This window comes from Planotetraspora thailandica (assembly GCF_016863335.1).
Taxonomy (GTDB): Bacteria; Actinomycetota; Actinomycetes; order Streptosporangiales; family Streptosporangiaceae; genus Planotetraspora; species Planotetraspora thailandica.
The window spans coordinates 28,121-45,308 of record NZ_BOOR01000028.1; the positions used below are offsets into that span (position 1 = coordinate 28,121).

14 protein-coding genes are annotated in these 17,188 nt (G+C 68.9%); 6 read left to right on the forward strand and 8 right to left on the reverse strand.

The annotated features are described in order from the left end of the window. Positions 1–18: 18 nt before the first annotated feature. A complete protein-coding gene (locus tag Pth03_RS20100; RefSeq protein WP_239119201.1) occupies positions 19–3,081 on the forward strand; it encodes a M14 family metallopeptidase in 3,063 nt (1,020 codons plus the stop codon). A gap of 180 nt (positions 3,082–3,261) precedes the next feature. Continuing rightward, entirely contained in the window at positions 3,262–4,698 is a 1,437-nt protein-coding gene (locus Pth03_RS20105; protein ID WP_203945865.1) for an aldehyde dehydrogenase, read from the forward strand. A 184-nt stretch (positions 4,699–4,882) separates the two neighbouring features. Here Pth03_RS20105 and Pth03_RS20110 read toward each other — a convergent pair whose 3' ends face one another. Next, on the reverse strand, positions 4,883–5,638 hold the full coding sequence (locus tag Pth03_RS20110; protein WP_203945866.1) for an alpha/beta hydrolase: 756 nt from the start codon (positions 5,636–5,638) through the stop codon (positions 4,883–4,885). 407 nt (positions 5,639–6,045) lie between these two features. Between Pth03_RS20110 and typA the strand changes: the two genes are divergently transcribed. After that, on the forward strand, positions 6,046–7,899 hold the full coding sequence (gene typA / locus Pth03_RS20115) for a translational GTPase TypA (RefSeq protein WP_203945867.1): 1,854 nt from the start codon (positions 6,046–6,048) through the stop codon (positions 7,897–7,899). A gap of 398 nt (positions 7,900–8,297) precedes the next feature. Further along, positions 8,298–8,912 (forward strand): superoxide dismutase family protein, encoded by a 615-nt coding sequence (locus Pth03_RS20120; RefSeq protein ID WP_203945868.1) that lies wholly within the window; start codon positions 8,298–8,300, stop codon positions 8,910–8,912. A gap of 11 nt (positions 8,913–8,923) precedes the next feature. Here Pth03_RS20120 and Pth03_RS20125 read toward each other — a convergent pair whose 3' ends face one another. The 5 genes from Pth03_RS20125 to Pth03_RS20145 all read right to left on the reverse strand — a co-directional run bounded on the left by Pth03_RS20125 (position 8,924) and on the right by Pth03_RS20145 (position 12,971). After that, positions 8,924–9,550, reverse strand: a complete 627-nt coding sequence (locus Pth03_RS20125) for a DUF2461 domain-containing protein (protein WP_203945869.1) — start codon at positions 9,548–9,550, stop codon at positions 8,924–8,926. 38 nt (positions 9,551–9,588) lie between these two features. After that, positions 9,589–11,094, reverse strand: a complete 1,506-nt coding sequence (locus tag Pth03_RS20130) for a helicase HerA-like domain-containing protein (protein ID WP_203945870.1) — start codon at positions 11,092–11,094, stop codon at positions 9,589–9,591. Next, a complete protein-coding gene (locus Pth03_RS20135) occupies positions 11,091–11,909 on the reverse strand; it encodes a polysaccharide deacetylase family protein (RefSeq protein ID WP_203945871.1) in 819 nt (272 codons plus the stop codon). The genes Pth03_RS20130 and Pth03_RS20135 overlap by 4 nt, the downstream gene beginning before the upstream one ends. A gap of 35 nt (positions 11,910–11,944) precedes the next feature. Continuing rightward, complete coding sequence (locus Pth03_RS20140) at positions 11,945–12,250, reverse strand: hypothetical protein (protein WP_203945872.1); 306 nt, start codon at positions 12,248–12,250, stop codon at positions 11,945–11,947. 142 nt (positions 12,251–12,392) lie between these two features. Next, positions 12,393–12,971, reverse strand: coding sequence for a helix-turn-helix domain-containing protein (locus Pth03_RS20145; protein WP_203945873.1), 579 nt, complete (start codon positions 12,969–12,971; stop codon positions 12,393–12,395). A gap of 68 nt (positions 12,972–13,039) precedes the next feature. Here Pth03_RS20145 and Pth03_RS20150 point away from each other — a divergent pair, with 68 nt between their 5' ends. Further along, positions 13,040–13,876, forward strand: a complete 837-nt coding sequence (locus tag Pth03_RS20150; protein ID WP_203945874.1) for an EamA family transporter — start codon at positions 13,040–13,042, stop codon at positions 13,874–13,876. 68 nt (positions 13,877–13,944) lie between these two features. Here the strand turns inward: Pth03_RS20150 and Pth03_RS20155 are convergent, their stop codons facing one another. Next, entirely contained in the window at positions 13,945–14,541 is a 597-nt protein-coding gene (locus Pth03_RS20155) for a sigma-70 family RNA polymerase sigma factor (RefSeq protein ID WP_203945875.1), read from the reverse strand. A 276-nt stretch (positions 14,542–14,817) separates the two neighbouring features. Between Pth03_RS20155 and Pth03_RS20160 the strand changes: the two genes are divergently transcribed. Further along, the gene (locus tag Pth03_RS20160; protein ID WP_203945876.1) at positions 14,818–15,888 is read left to right on the forward strand and encodes a PLP-dependent cysteine synthase family protein; all 1,071 of its coding nucleotides are present in this window, start codon (positions 14,818–14,820) and stop codon (positions 15,886–15,888) included. A gap of 23 nt (positions 15,889–15,911) precedes the next feature. Here Pth03_RS20160 and ftsY read toward each other — a convergent pair whose 3' ends face one another. After that, complete coding sequence (gene ftsY / locus Pth03_RS20165) at positions 15,912–17,084, reverse strand: signal recognition particle-docking protein FtsY (RefSeq protein ID WP_203945877.1); 1,173 nt, start codon at positions 17,082–17,084, stop codon at positions 15,912–15,914. Between the last annotated feature and the right edge of the window lie 104 nt (positions 17,085–17,188).

Here is a 17,188-nt window from a genome sequence, read left to right on the forward strand (position 1 = left end):
CGACGAAGGGCCGTATCGATGTCCCGAAGACTGATCTTTTCAGTCCTGACGGCGAGCACCGTGCTGGCGACGTCCCTGATGCCGGTCTCCGGCGCCCAGGCCGTCACCCCGGATCCGCTCCCGCCCAAGGACCGGAGCGAGCTCTACCAGATGGACAGCCCCGCCGGAACGGCCGGCATGCTGGCGCAGAAGGGTTTCGACGTCGTCCAGCATGAGAGCACGGGGGCCAAGGAGCACATCGAGCTCACCGCCACCCCGATCGACCTGAAGAAGCTGCAGATTCTCGGCTACACGCCGCAACCCGTGCGCAACCCCCAGGGCCAGACGCAGTTGCAGGCCGCGAAGGCCCAGGCCGCGGGTGGTTACACCGTATGGCGGTCCTACTCGGAGAAGGGCGGCATCGCCGACCAGCTTCGCGCCATCGCCGATGCCAACAAGGACGTCGCCAAGCTCACGTCGATCGGGAAAACCGTCGAGGGCAAGGACATCCTCGCCGTCAAGCTGACCAAGGCGGCCCGGGTGCTGCCCGACGGGGCCAAGCCGGCGGTGCTGTACTCCGCGACTCAGCACGCCCGCGAGTGGATCTCCACCGAGGTCGACATGCGCCTGCTGAAATACCTGGTCGCCAACAAGGCCAAGCCGGAGATCGGCAAGCTGCTGACCACGACCGAGGTGTGGTTCGTCCCGGTGGCCAACCCCGACGGCTACGACTTCACCTTCACCGAGGGCAACCGCCTGTGGCGCAAGAACCTGCGCGACAACGACGGTGACGGCGAGATCACCGGCAACGACGGCGTCGACCCCAACCGCAACTTCCCGACCAAGTGGCGCTACGACGACGAGGGCTCGTCCGGCGTCTTCAGCAGCGAGACCTACCGCGGCAAGGCGCCCGCCTCCGAGCCTGAGACCAAAGCCATGGACGGGCTGCTCAAGCGCCTGCGCCCGAAGGCCCAGGTCAACTACCACTCCTACGGCCCGCTGCTGCTCTATCCCCAGGGCTGGCAGGTCGCCACCAAGACCGCCGACGACCCCGTCTACCTCGCACTGACCGGCACCGACGAGAACCCGGCCGTCCCCGGATTCGACCCCGGCGTGAGCGCCGAGCTGTACACGACCAACGGTGAGACCACCGACCACGCACACGAGAAGTACGGCACGCTCGCGTGGACGCCCGAGCTCGACGAGGGCTGCGAGGGCTGCGGCTTCGTGTTCCCCGACGACGAGGCGCTGGTCCAGGCCGAGTTCGAGAAGCAGCTGCCGTTCGCGCTCGACATCCTGAAGTCGGCGCTCGACCCGACCGAGCCGACCAGCCACCTGGGCAACACGGTGCCCGACTTCGTGGTCGACAAGTTCGGCGTGAGCTACGGCAGGGACCAGGTCGTGCAGGTGGACGCCCAGCGCAAGCTCGGTCCCGTGACGCTGCGCTACCAGATCAACGGCGGCGCCGCGCGGAGCGCGGGCACCTCCGAGTGGAAGGGCGGCGAGCGATACGGCTCCCACTACGACACCTACTTCCACCAGCTTCGCGGCACCGTCAAGGGCGCCAAGCCGGGCGACAGCGTGAAGGTGTGGTTCACCTCCCGCACCGGCAAGAGCGAGTCGTTCACGTACAAGGTGGCGAGCGACATCGGCGGCAAGGTGCTCGTCGTCGCGGCCGAGGACGTCACCGGGGCCAGCCCGGCCCAGGGCGTGACGCAGGCCAAGTACGCCGACGACTATGCGGCGGCGCTGGCCAAGGCGGGATACACCTCCGACGTCTACGACGTGGACAAGAACGGCCGCACGGCTCCGCACCCGCTCGGCGTGCTCAGCCACTACAAGGCGGTCATCTGGGAGACGGGCGACGACATCATCCCGCGCGCGGCCACCCAGCCCGGCGGCACCGCCGCCAACCTCGCCGAGGCGCTCGAACTGGCCTTCCGCGACTACCTCAACGAGGGCGGCAAGCTCCTGGCGACCGGCAAGTACGCGTTGTACGCGCAGAACGTCAACAACGCCTACTGGTACGAGCCCGACTATCCGAGCCAGCCCGAGTGCACCACCGGCACCAAGCCGCCGTGCCTCGCGCTGAGCAACGACTTCGTGCAGTACTACCTGGGCGCCTACACCTTCGTCGACGGCGGCGGCCAGGACTCCGACGGCAACCCGTTGCCGCTCAAGGGCACGTCCACCACCTTCAAGGGGTTCCTCGGCACCCTCAACGGCGGGGACTCGGCCGACAACCAGGACCACACGTCCGCGTTCGTCACCACCTCGTCGGTGCTGTCGCCGGAAACCTTCCCGCAGTTCGCCAGCTCCGCTCCGCTGAAGTGGCAGTACAGCGGCGGAGCTCCGTTCTCCCCGCACACCGGCGCCTGGGACGTCGACAGCGGCCAGGCCGACGTCTCCTGGAAGCGCCTCACCCGTACGGTCGACCTGACCGGGAAGACCAGCGGCAACCTGTCCTTCTGGACCTCGTACAACACCGAGCCGGGCTGGGACTTCCTCACCGTCGAGGCGCACACAGTGGGCCAGGACGACTGGACGACCCTGCCCGACGCCAACGGACACACCTCGGACGAGTCCGGTGACAGCTGCGCCAGCGGCTGGGTGACCATCCACCCGTCCACCGCGCGCTACCAGACCTTCGACGGCGCGTCCTCGTGCACGCCGACCGGCACCACCGGCGCGTGGCACGCGGCCTCCGGCTCCTCGAACGGCTGGCAGCAGTGGTCGGTCGACCTGACCGCGTACGCGGGCAAGCAGGTCGAGGTCTCCGTCTCCTACATCAGCGACTGGGGCACCCAGGGCCTCGGCGTATGGGTCGACGACGCGACGGTCACGGCCGACGGCGCGACCGTCTCCCAGACCTCGTTCGAGGACGGCCTCGACGGCTGGACGGTCCCCGGGCCCGCCGACGGGTCCGAGACCGCGACGAACGACTGGGCACGCAGCGACCAGACGCTCGACGACGGCGCCGGCGTCGTCACCAAGGACACGGTCTACTTCGGCTTCGGCGCCGAGGGGGCGACCACCCAGGCCATGCGCACCGACCTGGTGAAGCGCTCGATGTCCTACCTGTTCCACCCGACCACCCTGTAGGGCGGGCCTGACGTACGGCTCCCGCTCCCGATTCGCGGGGCGGGAGCCGTACGCATGAAGGCTCTTGCCACCATCGACAGAACATGATTCGGTCTCACTGAGCGTGCGGCGTGCTGTGCGGTCCGCACGCGAGATCAGAGCACTCGCTCAGATTCGTGAGGCGCCCCAGGAGGCGGAGACATGCTCCAGCACGACAAGCTCTTCATCGGGGGTGACTGGATCGCCCCGGCGGGCACCGGCACCATCGACGTGGTCTCGCCCCACACGGAGGAGATCGTCGCGCGCGTGCCCGACGGCACCCCGGCCGACATGGACCGGGCGGTGGCGGCGGCGCGTGAGGCGTTCGACCACGGCCCGTGGCCGCGCATGACCATGGCCGAGCGGGCCGCCGTCGTGGGAAGGCTCGCGGAGATCTACGCCGACCGCCAAGCGGAGATCGCCGAGACGATCACCCTGGAGATGGGCTCCCCCATCACGTTCTCCCAGCTCGCGCAGGCTCCCCAGCCGCTCGGCATGCTGCAGTACTTCGCCGGGCTGGGCGCCACCTTCCCGGTGGAGGACGAACGACCCGGCGCGTTCGGCCCGATCACCATCCGCAGGGAGCCCGTGGGCGTCGTCGCCGCGATCGTGCCGTGGAACGTGCCCCAGTTCGTCATCATGACCAAGCTGGCCCCCGCCCTCGTCGCCGGCTGCACGGTCGTGATCAAGCCGGCCCCCGAGACGCCGCTCGACTCCTACCTCCTCGCCGACATGATCAAGGAGTCCGGCATCCCCGCGGGCGTGGTCAACATCGTGGCCGCGGGCCGCGAGGCCGGCGAGCACCTGGTCTCCCACCCGGGCGTCGACAAGGTGGCCTTCACGGGCTCGACCGCGGCAGGCCGCCGCATCGCCTCGATCTGCGGCGAGCAGCTCAAGCGCTGCACGCTGGAACTCGGCGGCAAGTCCGCGGCGATCATTCTGGACGACTGCGACCTGCCCTCCGCCATGGGCTTCCTGTCGATCGCCTCGCTGATGAACAACGGCCAGGCCTGCGTCGCCCAGACCCGCATCCTGGCCTCCCGGCGCCGGTACGACGAGGTCGTCCAGGCCGTCGCCGACATGGTGACCGGCCAGGCCGTCGGCGACCCGGCCGACCCGGCGACCGGCATCGGTCCCCTGGTCGCGAAGCGGCAACAGGATCGCGTCGAGGGGTACATCAGGGCCGGGCTGGAGGAGGGCGCCAAGCCGGTCGTCGGCGGCCTCGACCGGCCGTTCGACCGCGGGTGGTACGTCGCGCCGACCGTGTTCGCCGGAGCGACCAACGACATGCGCATCGCCCGCGAGGAGATCTTCGGCCCGGTCCTGACGGTCATACCGTACGAGGACGAGGGCGACGCGATCAGGATCGCCAACGACAGCGACTACGGGCTGTCCGGCTCGGTGTGGACGGCCGACGCCGACCACGGCGTGGACGTCGCCCGGCAGGTGCGCACCGGCACCTACGGCGTCAACATGATGAACACGATGGACCCGAACACGCCGTTCGGCGGCTTCAAGGCCAGCGGGCTCGGCCGTGAGCTCGGCCCCGAGGGGTTGTCGGCCTACCTGGAATACAAGTCCATCGCCCGGCTGGGCTGAGCCTGCCCGGATCGACCAACTCGCCCGGTCCTGCGCGGGCGGCGTGCCGGAGCCGACCGCACAGGACCAGGAAGACCACCCAGCGCGCCCCCGCGACGCTGGGCCACACCCGTGAAGGTGCGCGCCGACCCCTCGAATCGGCGATCCAAACCCTCTCGGGGTCCGTACTTGAGATAGACGGCCGTTATTGGGATTTGGTTCGCGAAATCCACCGGCCAATTTTCCGGATCAAGTCAGGGGTGGCGGCCGCCTCGGCATGGCCGTAGCCGGGCTCGATCCACAACTCCTTCGGCTCCTTGGCTCCCTCGTACAGCTGATGGGCGTGATCGAGGGGGAAGAACGGGTCCGCATCCCCGTGGACGATCAGCAGCGGCGTGGGTGCGATCAGCCCGGCGGCCTCGTGCGGCGGCAGCGGGACGGGGTCCCACGTGCCGTTGGAAATGCGGGTGTGCTTGGCCACCCGGGCGGCGAGCCGCCCCGACCACCGCTCGATGGCCCAGTGGACCTGCCGCATCGGGCGGGTGCCCCGGTAGTACCAGCGGGCGGGGCCGCTGACGGCCACGACCGCGTCCACGCCCTTGTGCAGGGCGGCGTGCCGTACGGCGACGGCGGCCCCCATGGAGAACCCCACAGTGACCACTCGCTCGTAGCCGACGGCACGGGCATGCTTGACCGCGGCGTCCAGGTCGAGCACCTCGAGGTCGCCGACCGTGGACACCCCGCCCGACCGCCCGTGCCCCCGGAAATCGAACGAGAGCACGCCGCCGAAGCCGGACAGGACGTGCACGATGCGCCGGGTGGGGCGCTCCCTCCACGAGCCGGTGAACCCGTGCGCGACGACGATGCCGAGGCCGAGCGAGCCGTTGGGCGTGTGCGAGGCGTCGATCCTGATGCCGTCGGCCGTCCGCAGCATCGCCCCGAAGGCAGGAGCAAAACCCATGGCGCCGACCCTAATTCCTGCCCCCCTCAACGCCCCCACCACCCCCTTGCGCGTGATCATGCAGAAGTTCGGGATCATCCCCTCCCACCTGCAAACACCTTCCCCGTGATCATGCAGAAGTTCGCCGACCCGCGCTCTCACCTGCAAAAACCTCGTGCGCGATCATGCAGAAACTCGCCGCCACTCCACCCCACCTGCGAAAGCGCCGTACGTGATCATGCACCACGACGCCCGAAACCCAAGGTCACACGGTGTTCACCCGCAAAAGTGGTGATCTGCGGATGCATGGCATCTGGTGGTAACGGGGATCAACTAAAATCGAGTGGCCGCACGTAGCGGCGGATGTCCGTCTCGCCGAAGTCCCGGGACGCGGACGCCACCCCGACAAACCAGAGCGAGACGCCACTATGCCTTTGAACAGCCGCGACGACCTGCGGAACATCGCGATCATCGCGCACGTCGACCATGGCAAGACCACGTTGGTGGACGCCATGCTATGGCAGTCCGGGGCGTTCCGCGCCAATCAGGACGTCGACGAGCGAGTCATGGACTCCAACGACCTGGAGCGCGAGAAGGGCATCACCATTCTCGCGAAGAACACCGCCGTCAGGCACGGCGGGATGACCTTGAACATCATCGACACCCCCGGCCACGCCGACTTCGGCGGCGAGGTGGAGCGCGGGCTGTCCATGGTCGACGGCGTCGTGCTGCTCGTGGACGCCTCCGAGGGCCCGCTGCCCCAGACGCGCTTCGTGCTGCGCAAGGCGTTCGCCGCCAAGCTGCCGGTGATCTTGTGCATCAACAAGGTGGACCGCCCCGACGCGCGCATCGCCGAGGTCGTCGACGAGGTCTACGAACTGTTCCTCGACCTCGACGCCACCGAGGAGCAGATCGACTTCCCGATCGTCTACGCCTCCGCCAAGGCCGGGCGCGCCTCCCTGAACCGTCCCGCCGACGGCGGCCTGCCGGACTCCGACGACCTCGAGCCGCTGTTCGACACGATCACCAGGACGATCCCCGCGCCGACGTACGACCCGACGGCCCCGCTCCAGGCGCACGTCACCAACCTCGACGCCTCGAGCTACCTGGGCAGGATCGCGCTCTGCCGTGTTCACCAGGGCACGATCACAAAGGGCCAGCAGGTGGCCTGGTGCCGTACGGACGGCTCCATCCAGAGGGTCAAGATCTCTGAGCTGCTCATGACCGAGGCGCTGGAGCGCAAGCCGGCCGAGGAGGCCGGCCCAGGCGACATCATCGCCATCGCCGGCATTCCCGACATCATGATCGGCGAGACCCTGGCCGACCCCGAGGACCCGCGCCCGCTGCCGCTGATCACGGTCGACGAGCCGGCGATCTCGATGACGATCGGCACGAACACCAGCCCCCTCGTGGGCAAGGTCAAGGGCTCCAAGGTCACCGCCCGGATGGTCAAGGACCGCCTGGAGAAGGAGCTCGTCGGCAACGTCTCCCTGCGCGTGATCCCCACCGACCGCCCCGACGCGTGGGAGGTCCAGGGCCGCGGCGAGCTGGCGCTGGCCATCCTCGTCGAGCAGATGCGCCGCGAGGGTTATGAGCTGACCGTCGGCAAGCCCCAGGTCGTGACCAAGCTCATCGACGGCAAGGTGCACGAGCCGGTCGAGCGGCTCACCGTCGACTGCCCGGAGGAATACCTCGGCGCCGTCACCCAGCTGCTTGCCGTACGCAAGGGCCGCATGGAGCACATGACCAACCACGGCACCGGCTGGATCCGGATGGAGTTCGTGGTGCCGGCGCGCGGCCTGATCGGCTTCCGTACGGAGTTCCTCACCGAGACGCGCGGCACCGGCCTGGTGCACCACGTCTTCGACTCGTACGAGCCGTGGTTCGGCGAGCTGCGCACCCGCAACAACGGCTCCCTGGTCGCCGACCGGTCGGGCCCGGTCACGGCGTTCGCGATGCTGAACCTCCAGGAGCGCGGCACGCTCTTCGTCGCCCCCACGACCGAGGTCTACGAGGGGATGATCGTCGGCGAGAACTCCCGCTCCGACGACATGGACGTGAACATCACCAAGGAGAAGAAGCTCACCAACATGCGCTCGTCGACCAGCGACGAGACGGAGAAGCTGATCCCGCCGCGTCCCATGTCGCTGGAGCAGGCGCTCGAGTTCATCCGCGACGACGAGTGCGTCGAGATCACGCCGGAGACCGTCCGCCTCCGCAAGGTCGTGCTCGACGCGGCCAGCCGCGGCCGCGCCGCCGCCCGCGCAAAGCGCGGCAGCTGACCCGCCGACCCGTACGACCAGGCCGGACCCTCCGTACGGCCAGGCCCGCCCTAGCTCGATGAAACGCCTTCCGAGGTCATGCACGCCCTGCATGATCACGGAAGGCGTTTTCGCTGGTGGGCCTCCATATCGTCGAACTTCTGCATGATCACGCGGCGTCTCGGGGCAGCTCAGACGGCATGCCTGCGAGTTTCTGCATGATCACCACCAACCGCGCGCGGGCTTCTGCGTGATCACCACCAGCGCGTGCTGGTTTCTGCATGATCAGCCCCAAGAGTCGCGGGGAGATGGCAACGGCGGGGCAAACGACACGTCGTGAGCGGCGTTTCCGGCCCGCCTCCTCTCCTTGGGACGTGCTGTCCTGTGCCAGGTCACGAGCGCACACGGAGGAGCCGTCCATGCTTCGCAAGACCCATCTCGCCCTGGCCGCCAACCTCGCCATCTGCGTCGGCACGGGGATCTTCGCCCAGGCCATGCCGGAAAACCGTCCCCCCGTGGGCCCGTCAGCCCTCGCTGTGATCAAGGATGTCAACGGCATCCCGCTCGGCACGCTGCGGATCGACCGCTACGACGCCGTCAAATCCCGGGTGACGGTCACCGCACGCGGCCTGACCGCCGGATTCCACGGCCTGCACATCCACACCTCGGGCACCTGCGACCCGCACGCCATCGACCCGGCCACGGGCAGCGCCTTCACCAGCGCGGGCGCCCATCTCGACCCGGCGGCCGGCGCGTACGGCCTGGCCGCGGGCAACCTGCCCTCGCTGCTCGTGACAGCCGACGGCACAGCGACTCTGACCTTCGTCACCGACCGGTTCACCTTGGGGCAGCTCGCCGACGCCGACGGCAGCGCGGTCGTCGTGCACGCGAAGGCGGACAACTTCGCCAACATCCCGAGCCGTTACACCCACCCGGCCGATGCGACGGGCGCCTCCGGCCCCGACGCCATGACGATGAAGAGCGGCGACGCCGGCAACCGGATCGGTTGCGGCGTGATCAGGGTGCTCGCCTGACCCCAGGCCATTCAGCTCAGGTGGACGCGGAGCCAGTCGACCAGCGGCGTCAGCGACCTCCAGGTGGCCCGGACCCGGTCGACGGTCTCGGGGGTGCCCAGCCACAACTCCGGCTCGAACCTGCGCCCGGCGTGCAGCGACTTGTGCTTGAGCAGTTCCAGCCGGGGGTGGTCCTCGGGCGCCCCCCGCGGCCGGGTCTTCAGGCGGTCGCCGCCGACGGTCAGCTCGGGCGGAAGCGACGCGATGACACGCTCCAGCCGCTCGCCGGCGGCCTCGTCGTCGAGCGCCTCGCGGTAGCGGAGGATCTGGTCGCCCCCGGCCCACCAGCCTCCCGCGACGTACAGCCCTTCGGCGTCCAGCTGCACGTAGTAACCGACGCCGCTCAGGTCGGCCTGCACATAGGCGCCCTGATGGGTCTTGTAGGGCGACTTGTCCTTGGAGAAGCGCACGTCGCGATTGGGCCGGAAGAGGTGCGGCGCGCCGAACTCGGGGGCAAGCTCGTCCATCAGGGCCAGCATCGGCTCCTTGACCGCGCTGTCGTAGAGCGCCTTGTTGGCCGCCCAATATCCCTTGGAGTTGTCGGCCACGAGGCCCTCGTAAAAAATGAGCGCCTCGTCGGGAAAGCCACTGAAACCCATGGGACCAACCTAAGCACGTCCCTCCGAGACCACGTCCCTCACCGTCGCCTGCGGGCGGTGCCGAAGATCGACCGGGTGATCTCCCGGCCCAGGGCCGAGGCGGCGGACCGGGCCATCGCGTGAAACTCCGAGGAGCCGAGCACGTTCTCCAGCACCGACTTCTTCTGCTCCTCCTCGCGGCGCGGCTCCTTCGGCGGGGCGCCGTAGGAGTCGGCGGGCGCCTCATGCGCAGCCAGCCGGGCGCTCAGCATCTCGTAGGCCGACTCACGGTCGACGGCCGTGCCGTATTTCGCCTGCAGCGGCGAGGCCGCGATCACCTCGTGCACCACGGAGGGGTCTGAGGGTGCCATCAGCGACTGCGGGGCGCGCAGCCGGGTCCAGGCGACGGGCGTCGGCGCCCCCGACTCCGACAGCACGGTCACGACCGCCTCCCCGATGCCGAGCTCGGTGAGCAGCCGCTGCAGGTCATAGGACGACTCGGGAAACGTGGAGACGGTCGCCCTCAGGTCTTTGGCGTCCTGCGGCGTGAAGGCGCGCAGCGCGTGCTGCACCCGGGCTCCGAGCTGGGCCAGCACGTCAGCCGGCACGTCTTTGGGCGTCTGGGTGACGAGGAAGACGCCGACGCCCTTCGAGCGGATCAGGCGCACCGTCTGCGTGATCGACTCCAGAAACGCCCGCGACGCGTCGCTGAACAGCAGATGGGCTTCGTCGAAGAAGAAGACGAGCTTCGGCTTGTCGGGGTCCCCCACCTCGGGCAGCGCCTCGAAGAGGTCCGCGAGCAGCCACATCAGGAACGTGGAGAAGAGCCGGGGCCGGTCCTGTACGGCGGGCAGTTCCAGAATCGAGACGAACCCCCGGCCGTCCGGGGCCTGGCGCAGCAGGTCACGCGCGTCGAACTCGGGTTCGCCGAAGAACGCGTCGGCCCCCTGCGACTGGAAGTTGATCAGTGCGCGCAGGATCACGCCGGCGGTCGCCCCCGACAACCCGCCGACGCCTTTCAGCACCTCGGGCGTGTCGGTGAGGTACTGGATGACGGCGATGAGGTCCTTCAGGTCGAGCAGCGGCATGCCGTGCTTGTCGGCGAAGTAGAAGATCAGCCCGAGGGACGATTCCTGGGTCTCGTTCAGGCCCAGCACCTTGGCGAGCAACGTCGGCCCGAAGGCCGTCATCGTCGCACGCAGCGGGACGCCCTCCCCGATGCCGCCCAGGGAGTAGAACTCGACCGGGCATGCCGTACCGGCCCATGTCTGGCCCACCTCGGCGGCCCGCCGGGCGGTGCGGTCGGACGGCAGGCCGGGCGAGGCCATGCCCGACAAGTCGCCCTTGACATCGGCGAGGAAGACCGGAACCCCCTGGCCGGACAACTGCTCCGCCATGAGCTGGAGGGTCTTGGTCTTTCCGGTTCCCGTAGCCCCGGCGACGAGCCCGTGCCGGTTCATCATGGCCAGAGGCACGCGGATCGGCGACGACGGGTCGGCCGTGCCGTCGTCTTTCACCAGCGCCCCCAGTTCAAGGGCGGGCCCCGGGAAGTCGTAGCCCTTCATTCCTTGTGGTAGGCCTTTCCGGGAGTGAGGCTGCCGATGAGCTCGGAGACCGTCACGTACGTGAAGTGCTTGCGATCCAGCTCGTCGAGCAGGCGAGGCAGCGCCTCGACCGTGGTCGGGTGGATGTCATGCATCAGGACGATGTCGCCGGGTTTCGCCTCACCGGACCGCTTGGCCACCAGGGCGGCGTTGCGGTCCCTCCAGTCGAGCGTGTCGAGGTCCCACAGGATCTGGGAGAGCCCCTCCTCCCTCGTCGCATCCTCCACGCCCTTGTCGGTCGACCCGTACGGCGGGCGCATCAGGCGCATCTTGACGCCGGCGACCTGCCGCACCACGTCCTGTGTGCGCTGGAGCTCGCGCCGCAGCGCCTCCTGCGACAGGCCCACGAGGGAGGGGTGGTCCCACGAGTGGTTGCCCAGCTCGTGTCCCTCGGAGACCATCCGGCGCACGAAGCCGCGGGTCTCGTCGGTGACCATCTGACCGAGCATGAAGAACGTCGCGCGGGCGCGGTGGGCGGCCAAGGCGTCCAGCACGGCGCCCGTTCCGTCACCCGGTCCGTCGTCGAAGGTCAGCGCCACACATTTGAGCTGTTTGCAATCGATCTTCCTGGGCGGCGGGGCGACCGGCATGCGTGGACCCGGCCAGCCGCGCTGGCGGGCCACCAGCCTGCTTCCGAGCACCTGGGCGTCGAACCGCCCGGCCACGTCGTACGCCTTGCCAGGTGCTTCGGGCGGGCCCTGAACGGCGGACGACCTGGCCTGTCCGCAGGCGGTGAGCAGAAGCAGGGACGACAGCAGCAGCGAACCAACCCGCATACGACCCCCCCGTGCGATCGGGGGGCCGCGGACCCTCAGGGATGCCTCTCGGCCCCTTCCCCCCGGAGAACCTGGGCCAGTTCCTCCCACCAGGGCGGCACGTGTGCCTTGAGCTCGGCGTACCGGCGAGCGACCCGGGTGGCGCATCCAACCGGGTCCGTACCCAGATGGCGGCATTTCACGGCACCCTCCCGCCAACGGTAAAGACCTTCACGGAAGCTGACGACCAGGCCGATCCAGACCGAGAGGGTCACGTCGTCGCCGATCTCGTAGGCGTCGTCAACCCCGAGCGCGGCGAGCTCCACGCGGAGTTTCTCGATCGCGGCCTGCGACTCACTCATCCGCCACCACCCGCCGCAGAGCACTCACAGACCGTTGCCGAATACAGGCGCACAAAAAGGGATGTACCCAACCTTGAGCCCGCCCTCGCATACCCATGGGGTAATGATGAGACTTCGGAGCGTGACCGCGCAGGCATACCCGTCAGTCATCTAGACGTTCTGCCGGCTCGGTCACCACCATGACGAACCGCAGGGGCACGTCCCCCTCGTTCGCGTAGCGGTGCGGCCGGTCGGCGCTGAAGACGACCGCCTCGTCCGCTCCCACGACATGGCTCCTGCCGTACACGGTGAGGGTGAGCGACCCCTCCAGGACCGTGATCATCTCGCGGGTTCCCGCCGGGTGGGCGTCGCCGTCGTGCCCCTCTCCCGGGCCGAGGTGCCAGTCCCACAACTCCAGGATCGCGGGCGCGTCGGTGCCGACGAGCAATCGGGCGGAGCCGCCGCCGCTGTGCTCGAACGTGACGACCTCGGAGGCGTGGACGACGCGGACCACCGGGGTGTCCGACACCTCCACCAGCCGCCCCACGGTAACGCCGAGGGCGTCGCCGATCCGGCTCAGCGTGTTCACGCTGGGATTCGTCCTGCCCTGCTCGATCTGGATGAGCATGCCCCTGCTGACGTTCGACCTGGTCGCCAGCTCGTCGAGGGTCATGCCGCGGTGGGCGCGCTGCCCGCGGACGTTGGCCGCGATGGCGGCGGCAAGAGTTTCCGGATCCGGCATAGGTACAGTCTAGTGATTCACATATACAATCCATTGCACTATCACGGTGACCATCAGGAGGCGATCAGGTGACGGCGGCTGCACTTGCGACGGCGTGCGCGGTGATCTTCGGGACGGCCGACTTCTTCGGAGGTCTGGCCACCAGGCGCTCGCGCGTGCTCGCGGTCGTCGTGTTCTCCCAGCTCGGGGGCTTATTGCTGATCGCTGCCCTGATGCCCTTTCTGAACGGGACGTTCAGCCCCACAGCCATGCTCTGGGGGATGGCCGCCGGCGTGGCGGGCGCCGCCGGCATCGTGATGTTCTACCGGGGACTGGCCACCGGCATGATGTCGGTGGTCGCGCCCGTCACGGCCACCACCTCGATGGGCCTTCCGGTGCTGTTCGGCCTGTTCAAAGGTGATCGTCCCTCTGTCGTCGCCCTCGCGGGCGTGGTGCTCGGCCTGGTCGCCGTCACCCTGGTGAGCCGCTCCCCCGACGGCCCGGCGGGTGGGTCCAGGGTGTGGCCGATTTTGAACGCCCTCATCTCCGGCGCCGGGTTCGGCGGCTTCTTCATCCTGCTCAAAGTGGCGCCCGCGGACGCGGGACTGTGGCCGCTGCTCGGATCCCGCATCGCGTCGATCACCCTGGTCGCGCTGCTCGCCGTCGTCACCGGCAGGAGCCTGCGCCCCATCCCCGGAACGCTCCGGGTGACCGCCGCGGCCGGCCTGCTCGACATGTCGGCCAACGTGCTCTACGTGTTCGCCGCGCAGCGCGGCATGTTGACCCTGGTCGCGGTGCTCGTTTCGCTCTATCCCGCGAGCACGCTGCTGCTGGCCCGCTACGTGCTGGGTGAGCGGCTGAGCCGGGTGCAGCTGGCCGGCGTCGGCTTCGCGCTCGGCGCGGTCGCGCTCATCGCCGCCGCCTGACCCCCGGCATGCCGGTACGGCTGCCGCGATCGCGACAGCCGTACCGTTTGGGAGCGGAGGAGGAGCTATCAGGCGGCCACGGCGGGCTCCGCCACCCGGACGACGCCCTCCTCACGGGCGTAGTCCTCGAGCATGGCGCGAAGCTGGCGCCGGCCGCGGTGTAGACGGGACATGACCGTACCGATGGGCGTGCCCATGCGGTCGGCGATCTCCTTGTAGGCGAAGCCCTCGACGTCGGCCAGGTAGACGGCCAGGCGGAACTCCTCAGGGAGGGACCGCAGGGCGTTCATCACGACGGTGTCGGGCAGTTGGTCGAGGGCCTCGGTCTCCGCGGAGCGCAGCCCGGTCGACGTGTGCGACTCGGCCGCGGCGAGCTGCCAGTCCTCGATGTCCTCCGCGGCGGACAACTTCGGCGAGCGCTGCTTCTTGCGGTAGTCGTTGATGAAGTTGTTGGTGAGGATCCGATGCAGCCACGCCTTGAGGTTGGTGCCCTCGCGGAACTGGTGGTAGGACGTGTATGCCTTGGTCACGGTCTCCTGGACCAGGTCCTCCGCGTCGGCCGGGTTACGGGTGAGCCGCATGGCGGACGCGTAGAGCTGACTGGTCACCGGCACGACGTCACGCTCGAACCACGCGTGTCGCTGCTCGTCGGTCATCGAGATCATGTCATCCCCCTACGGAACTTCTCCCCCGTTACCCGTCCGGCATGGTCCCATGCGAGAACGCCAGATTCATTTGCTGTCCCGAGGTCATCGTTCCAGGCGAACCATAAGCGCATTGTTAAGCGTTTTGCCTGTTCAGCACCGTCGCTCAGGCTTCGGGCCCTGCGCGGTCGAAGTCACACGCAGGCCGGACGAATCTCAGTAGCGTAACACCTTGACCTCAATCCTGCGTAAAGTGTGGCAAAACTCACGTTCTACCATCCTCGTTACAGTGGCGGGATGAAACACCTGGACCGGCACGACCCCTCGACGCGCGCATGGGCCGCCGACGCGATCACGGCCGTGGAAGCGGATGCGAACCGCAGTTGTGACACTCACCTGCACGTCTTCCCCCTCCCGGCCCACTGGGGCGTCGACCTCTACTTGAAAGACGAATCGGTACACCCGACCGGTTCACTCAAGCACCGCCTCGCCCGGTCTCTCTTCCTGTACGGCCTGGCCAACGGGTGGATCGGCCCCACGACGACGATCATCGAGGCGTCCAGCGGTTCGACCGCAGTGAGCGAGGCGTATTTCGCACGGCTGCTGGGCCTGCCGTTCATCGCGGTCATGCCCGCCACCACCTCACCGGAGAAGCGGGAGATCATCGAGTTCTACGGCGGCAAGTGCCATCTCGTGGACGACCCGGGGGCGATCTACGCGGAGTCGCGGAGGCTGGCCGACCAGACCGGCGGGCACTACATGGACCAGTTCACCTACGCGGAGCGGGCCACCGACTGGCGAGGCAACAACAACATCGCCGAGAGCGTCTTCCAGCAGATGGCGCACGAGAGGCACCCGGAGCCGGCCTGGATCGTGGTGGGCGCGGGCACTGGAGGCACGTCGGCGACCATCGGCCGCTACATCCGCTACCGCCGCCACCGGACGCGGCTGTGCGTGGCCGACCCCGACGGCTCGGCGTTCTACCCGGCATGGACGTCGGGCGACGATCACGTAGCGGGCGGCTCCAGGATCGAGGGCATCGGGCGTCCCCGGGTCGAACCGTCGTTCCTTCCCACGGTCATCGACCGGATGACCCAGGTGCCCGACGCGATGTCGATCGCCGCGATGCGCTGGGTCAAGGAGGTCACGCGGCGCGATGTCGGCGGTTCCACCGGCACCAACATCGCGGCCGCGATGGAGATCGTGAAGGAGATGCGCGCCGCCGGCGAGCAGGGCAGCGTCGTCACGCTGATCTGCGACGGCGGCGAACGCTACCGCGACACCTACGGAGACGACCGGTGGCTGGCCGAACGGCACATCGACATCGAACCCCACCTGGCCGCGCTGCGCGCGCTCATGCGCACCTGACCCGGCCCGCGCCCCGCGAGTGATCAGTCGCCGAGGAGCGCGTCGACGAAGACCTCGGGGTCGAACGGCGCCAGGTCGTCGGGGCCCTCGCCGAGGCCCACCAGCTTGACGGGCACGCCGAGTTCCCGCTGAACCGAGATCACGATGCCGCCCTTGGCGGTGCCGTCGAGTTTGGTCAGGGCGATGCCCGTGATGTTGACGACCTCGGCGAACACCTGGGCCTGGCGCATGCCGTTCTGGCCCGTCGTGGCGTCGAGGACCAGCAGCACCTCGTCGACCACGGCCTTCTTCTCGATCACCCGCTTGACCTTGCCGAGCTCGTCCATAAGGCCGGTCTTGGTGTGCAGGCGGCCGGCGGTGTCGACGATGACGGTGTCGACCTTGTCGTCGATGCCGCGGGCGACGGCGTCGAACGCCACGGACGCCGGGTCGCCGCCCTCGGGGCCGCGCACCACAGCCGCGCCCACGCGGTCGCCCCACGTCTGGAGCTGGTCGGCCGCCGCGGCGCGGAAGGTGTCGGCCGCGCCCAGCACGACCTTGTTGCCGTCGCCGACGAGCGCCCTGGCCAGCTTGCCCGTCGTGGTGGTCTTGCCGGTGCCGTTGACCCCCACGACCAGCACGACGGCCGGCCGCTCGCCGGTCGGCCGGGTCTTGATGGTGCGGTCGAGTTCGGGGGCGATCTGCGCAAGCAGCTCCTCGCGGAGCATGCCCCGCACCTCGGTGGGTGTGCGGGTGCCGAGGACCTTCACCTTGGTCCGCAGGTCCTCGACGATGGCCCGGGTCGGGGCCACGCCGACGTCAGCGGTGATCAGGGTCTCCTCGATCTCGTCCCAGACCTCGTCGTCGAGCCGGTCCCGGGAGAGCAGTTCGAGCAGTCCTTTGCCCAGCGCGCTCTGCGATCGGGCCAGGCGGCTGCGCAGCCGTACCATCCGGCCCGCGGACGGCGGAGGGACCTCGATCTCCGGCGCCTTGACGAGCTCTTCCGCGGGGGGCGGAGGCAGTGTGGTGGTCGCGGCACCTTGCTGTTCACCGAGGTCAGGGGCCTGCGGCTGCTCGCCTGCCGGTGCCTGGGGCCGAGGCGGCGCCTCCAGCGTGGGAGCGCCTTTGCCCTTGGGCCGGAAGAACAGGAACAGGCCACCCACCGCCAGCAGGGCGACGACGGCCACGATCACGATGATGCCGAGGTAACCATCCACAAGATGCAGTTTCCCAGACACACCGCACTGCTCCAGCACCAAACCTCACCGGATGACCATCAATGTCCCGCGAAGGGCGCGGCTGGGCTCTGGACACACGAGCA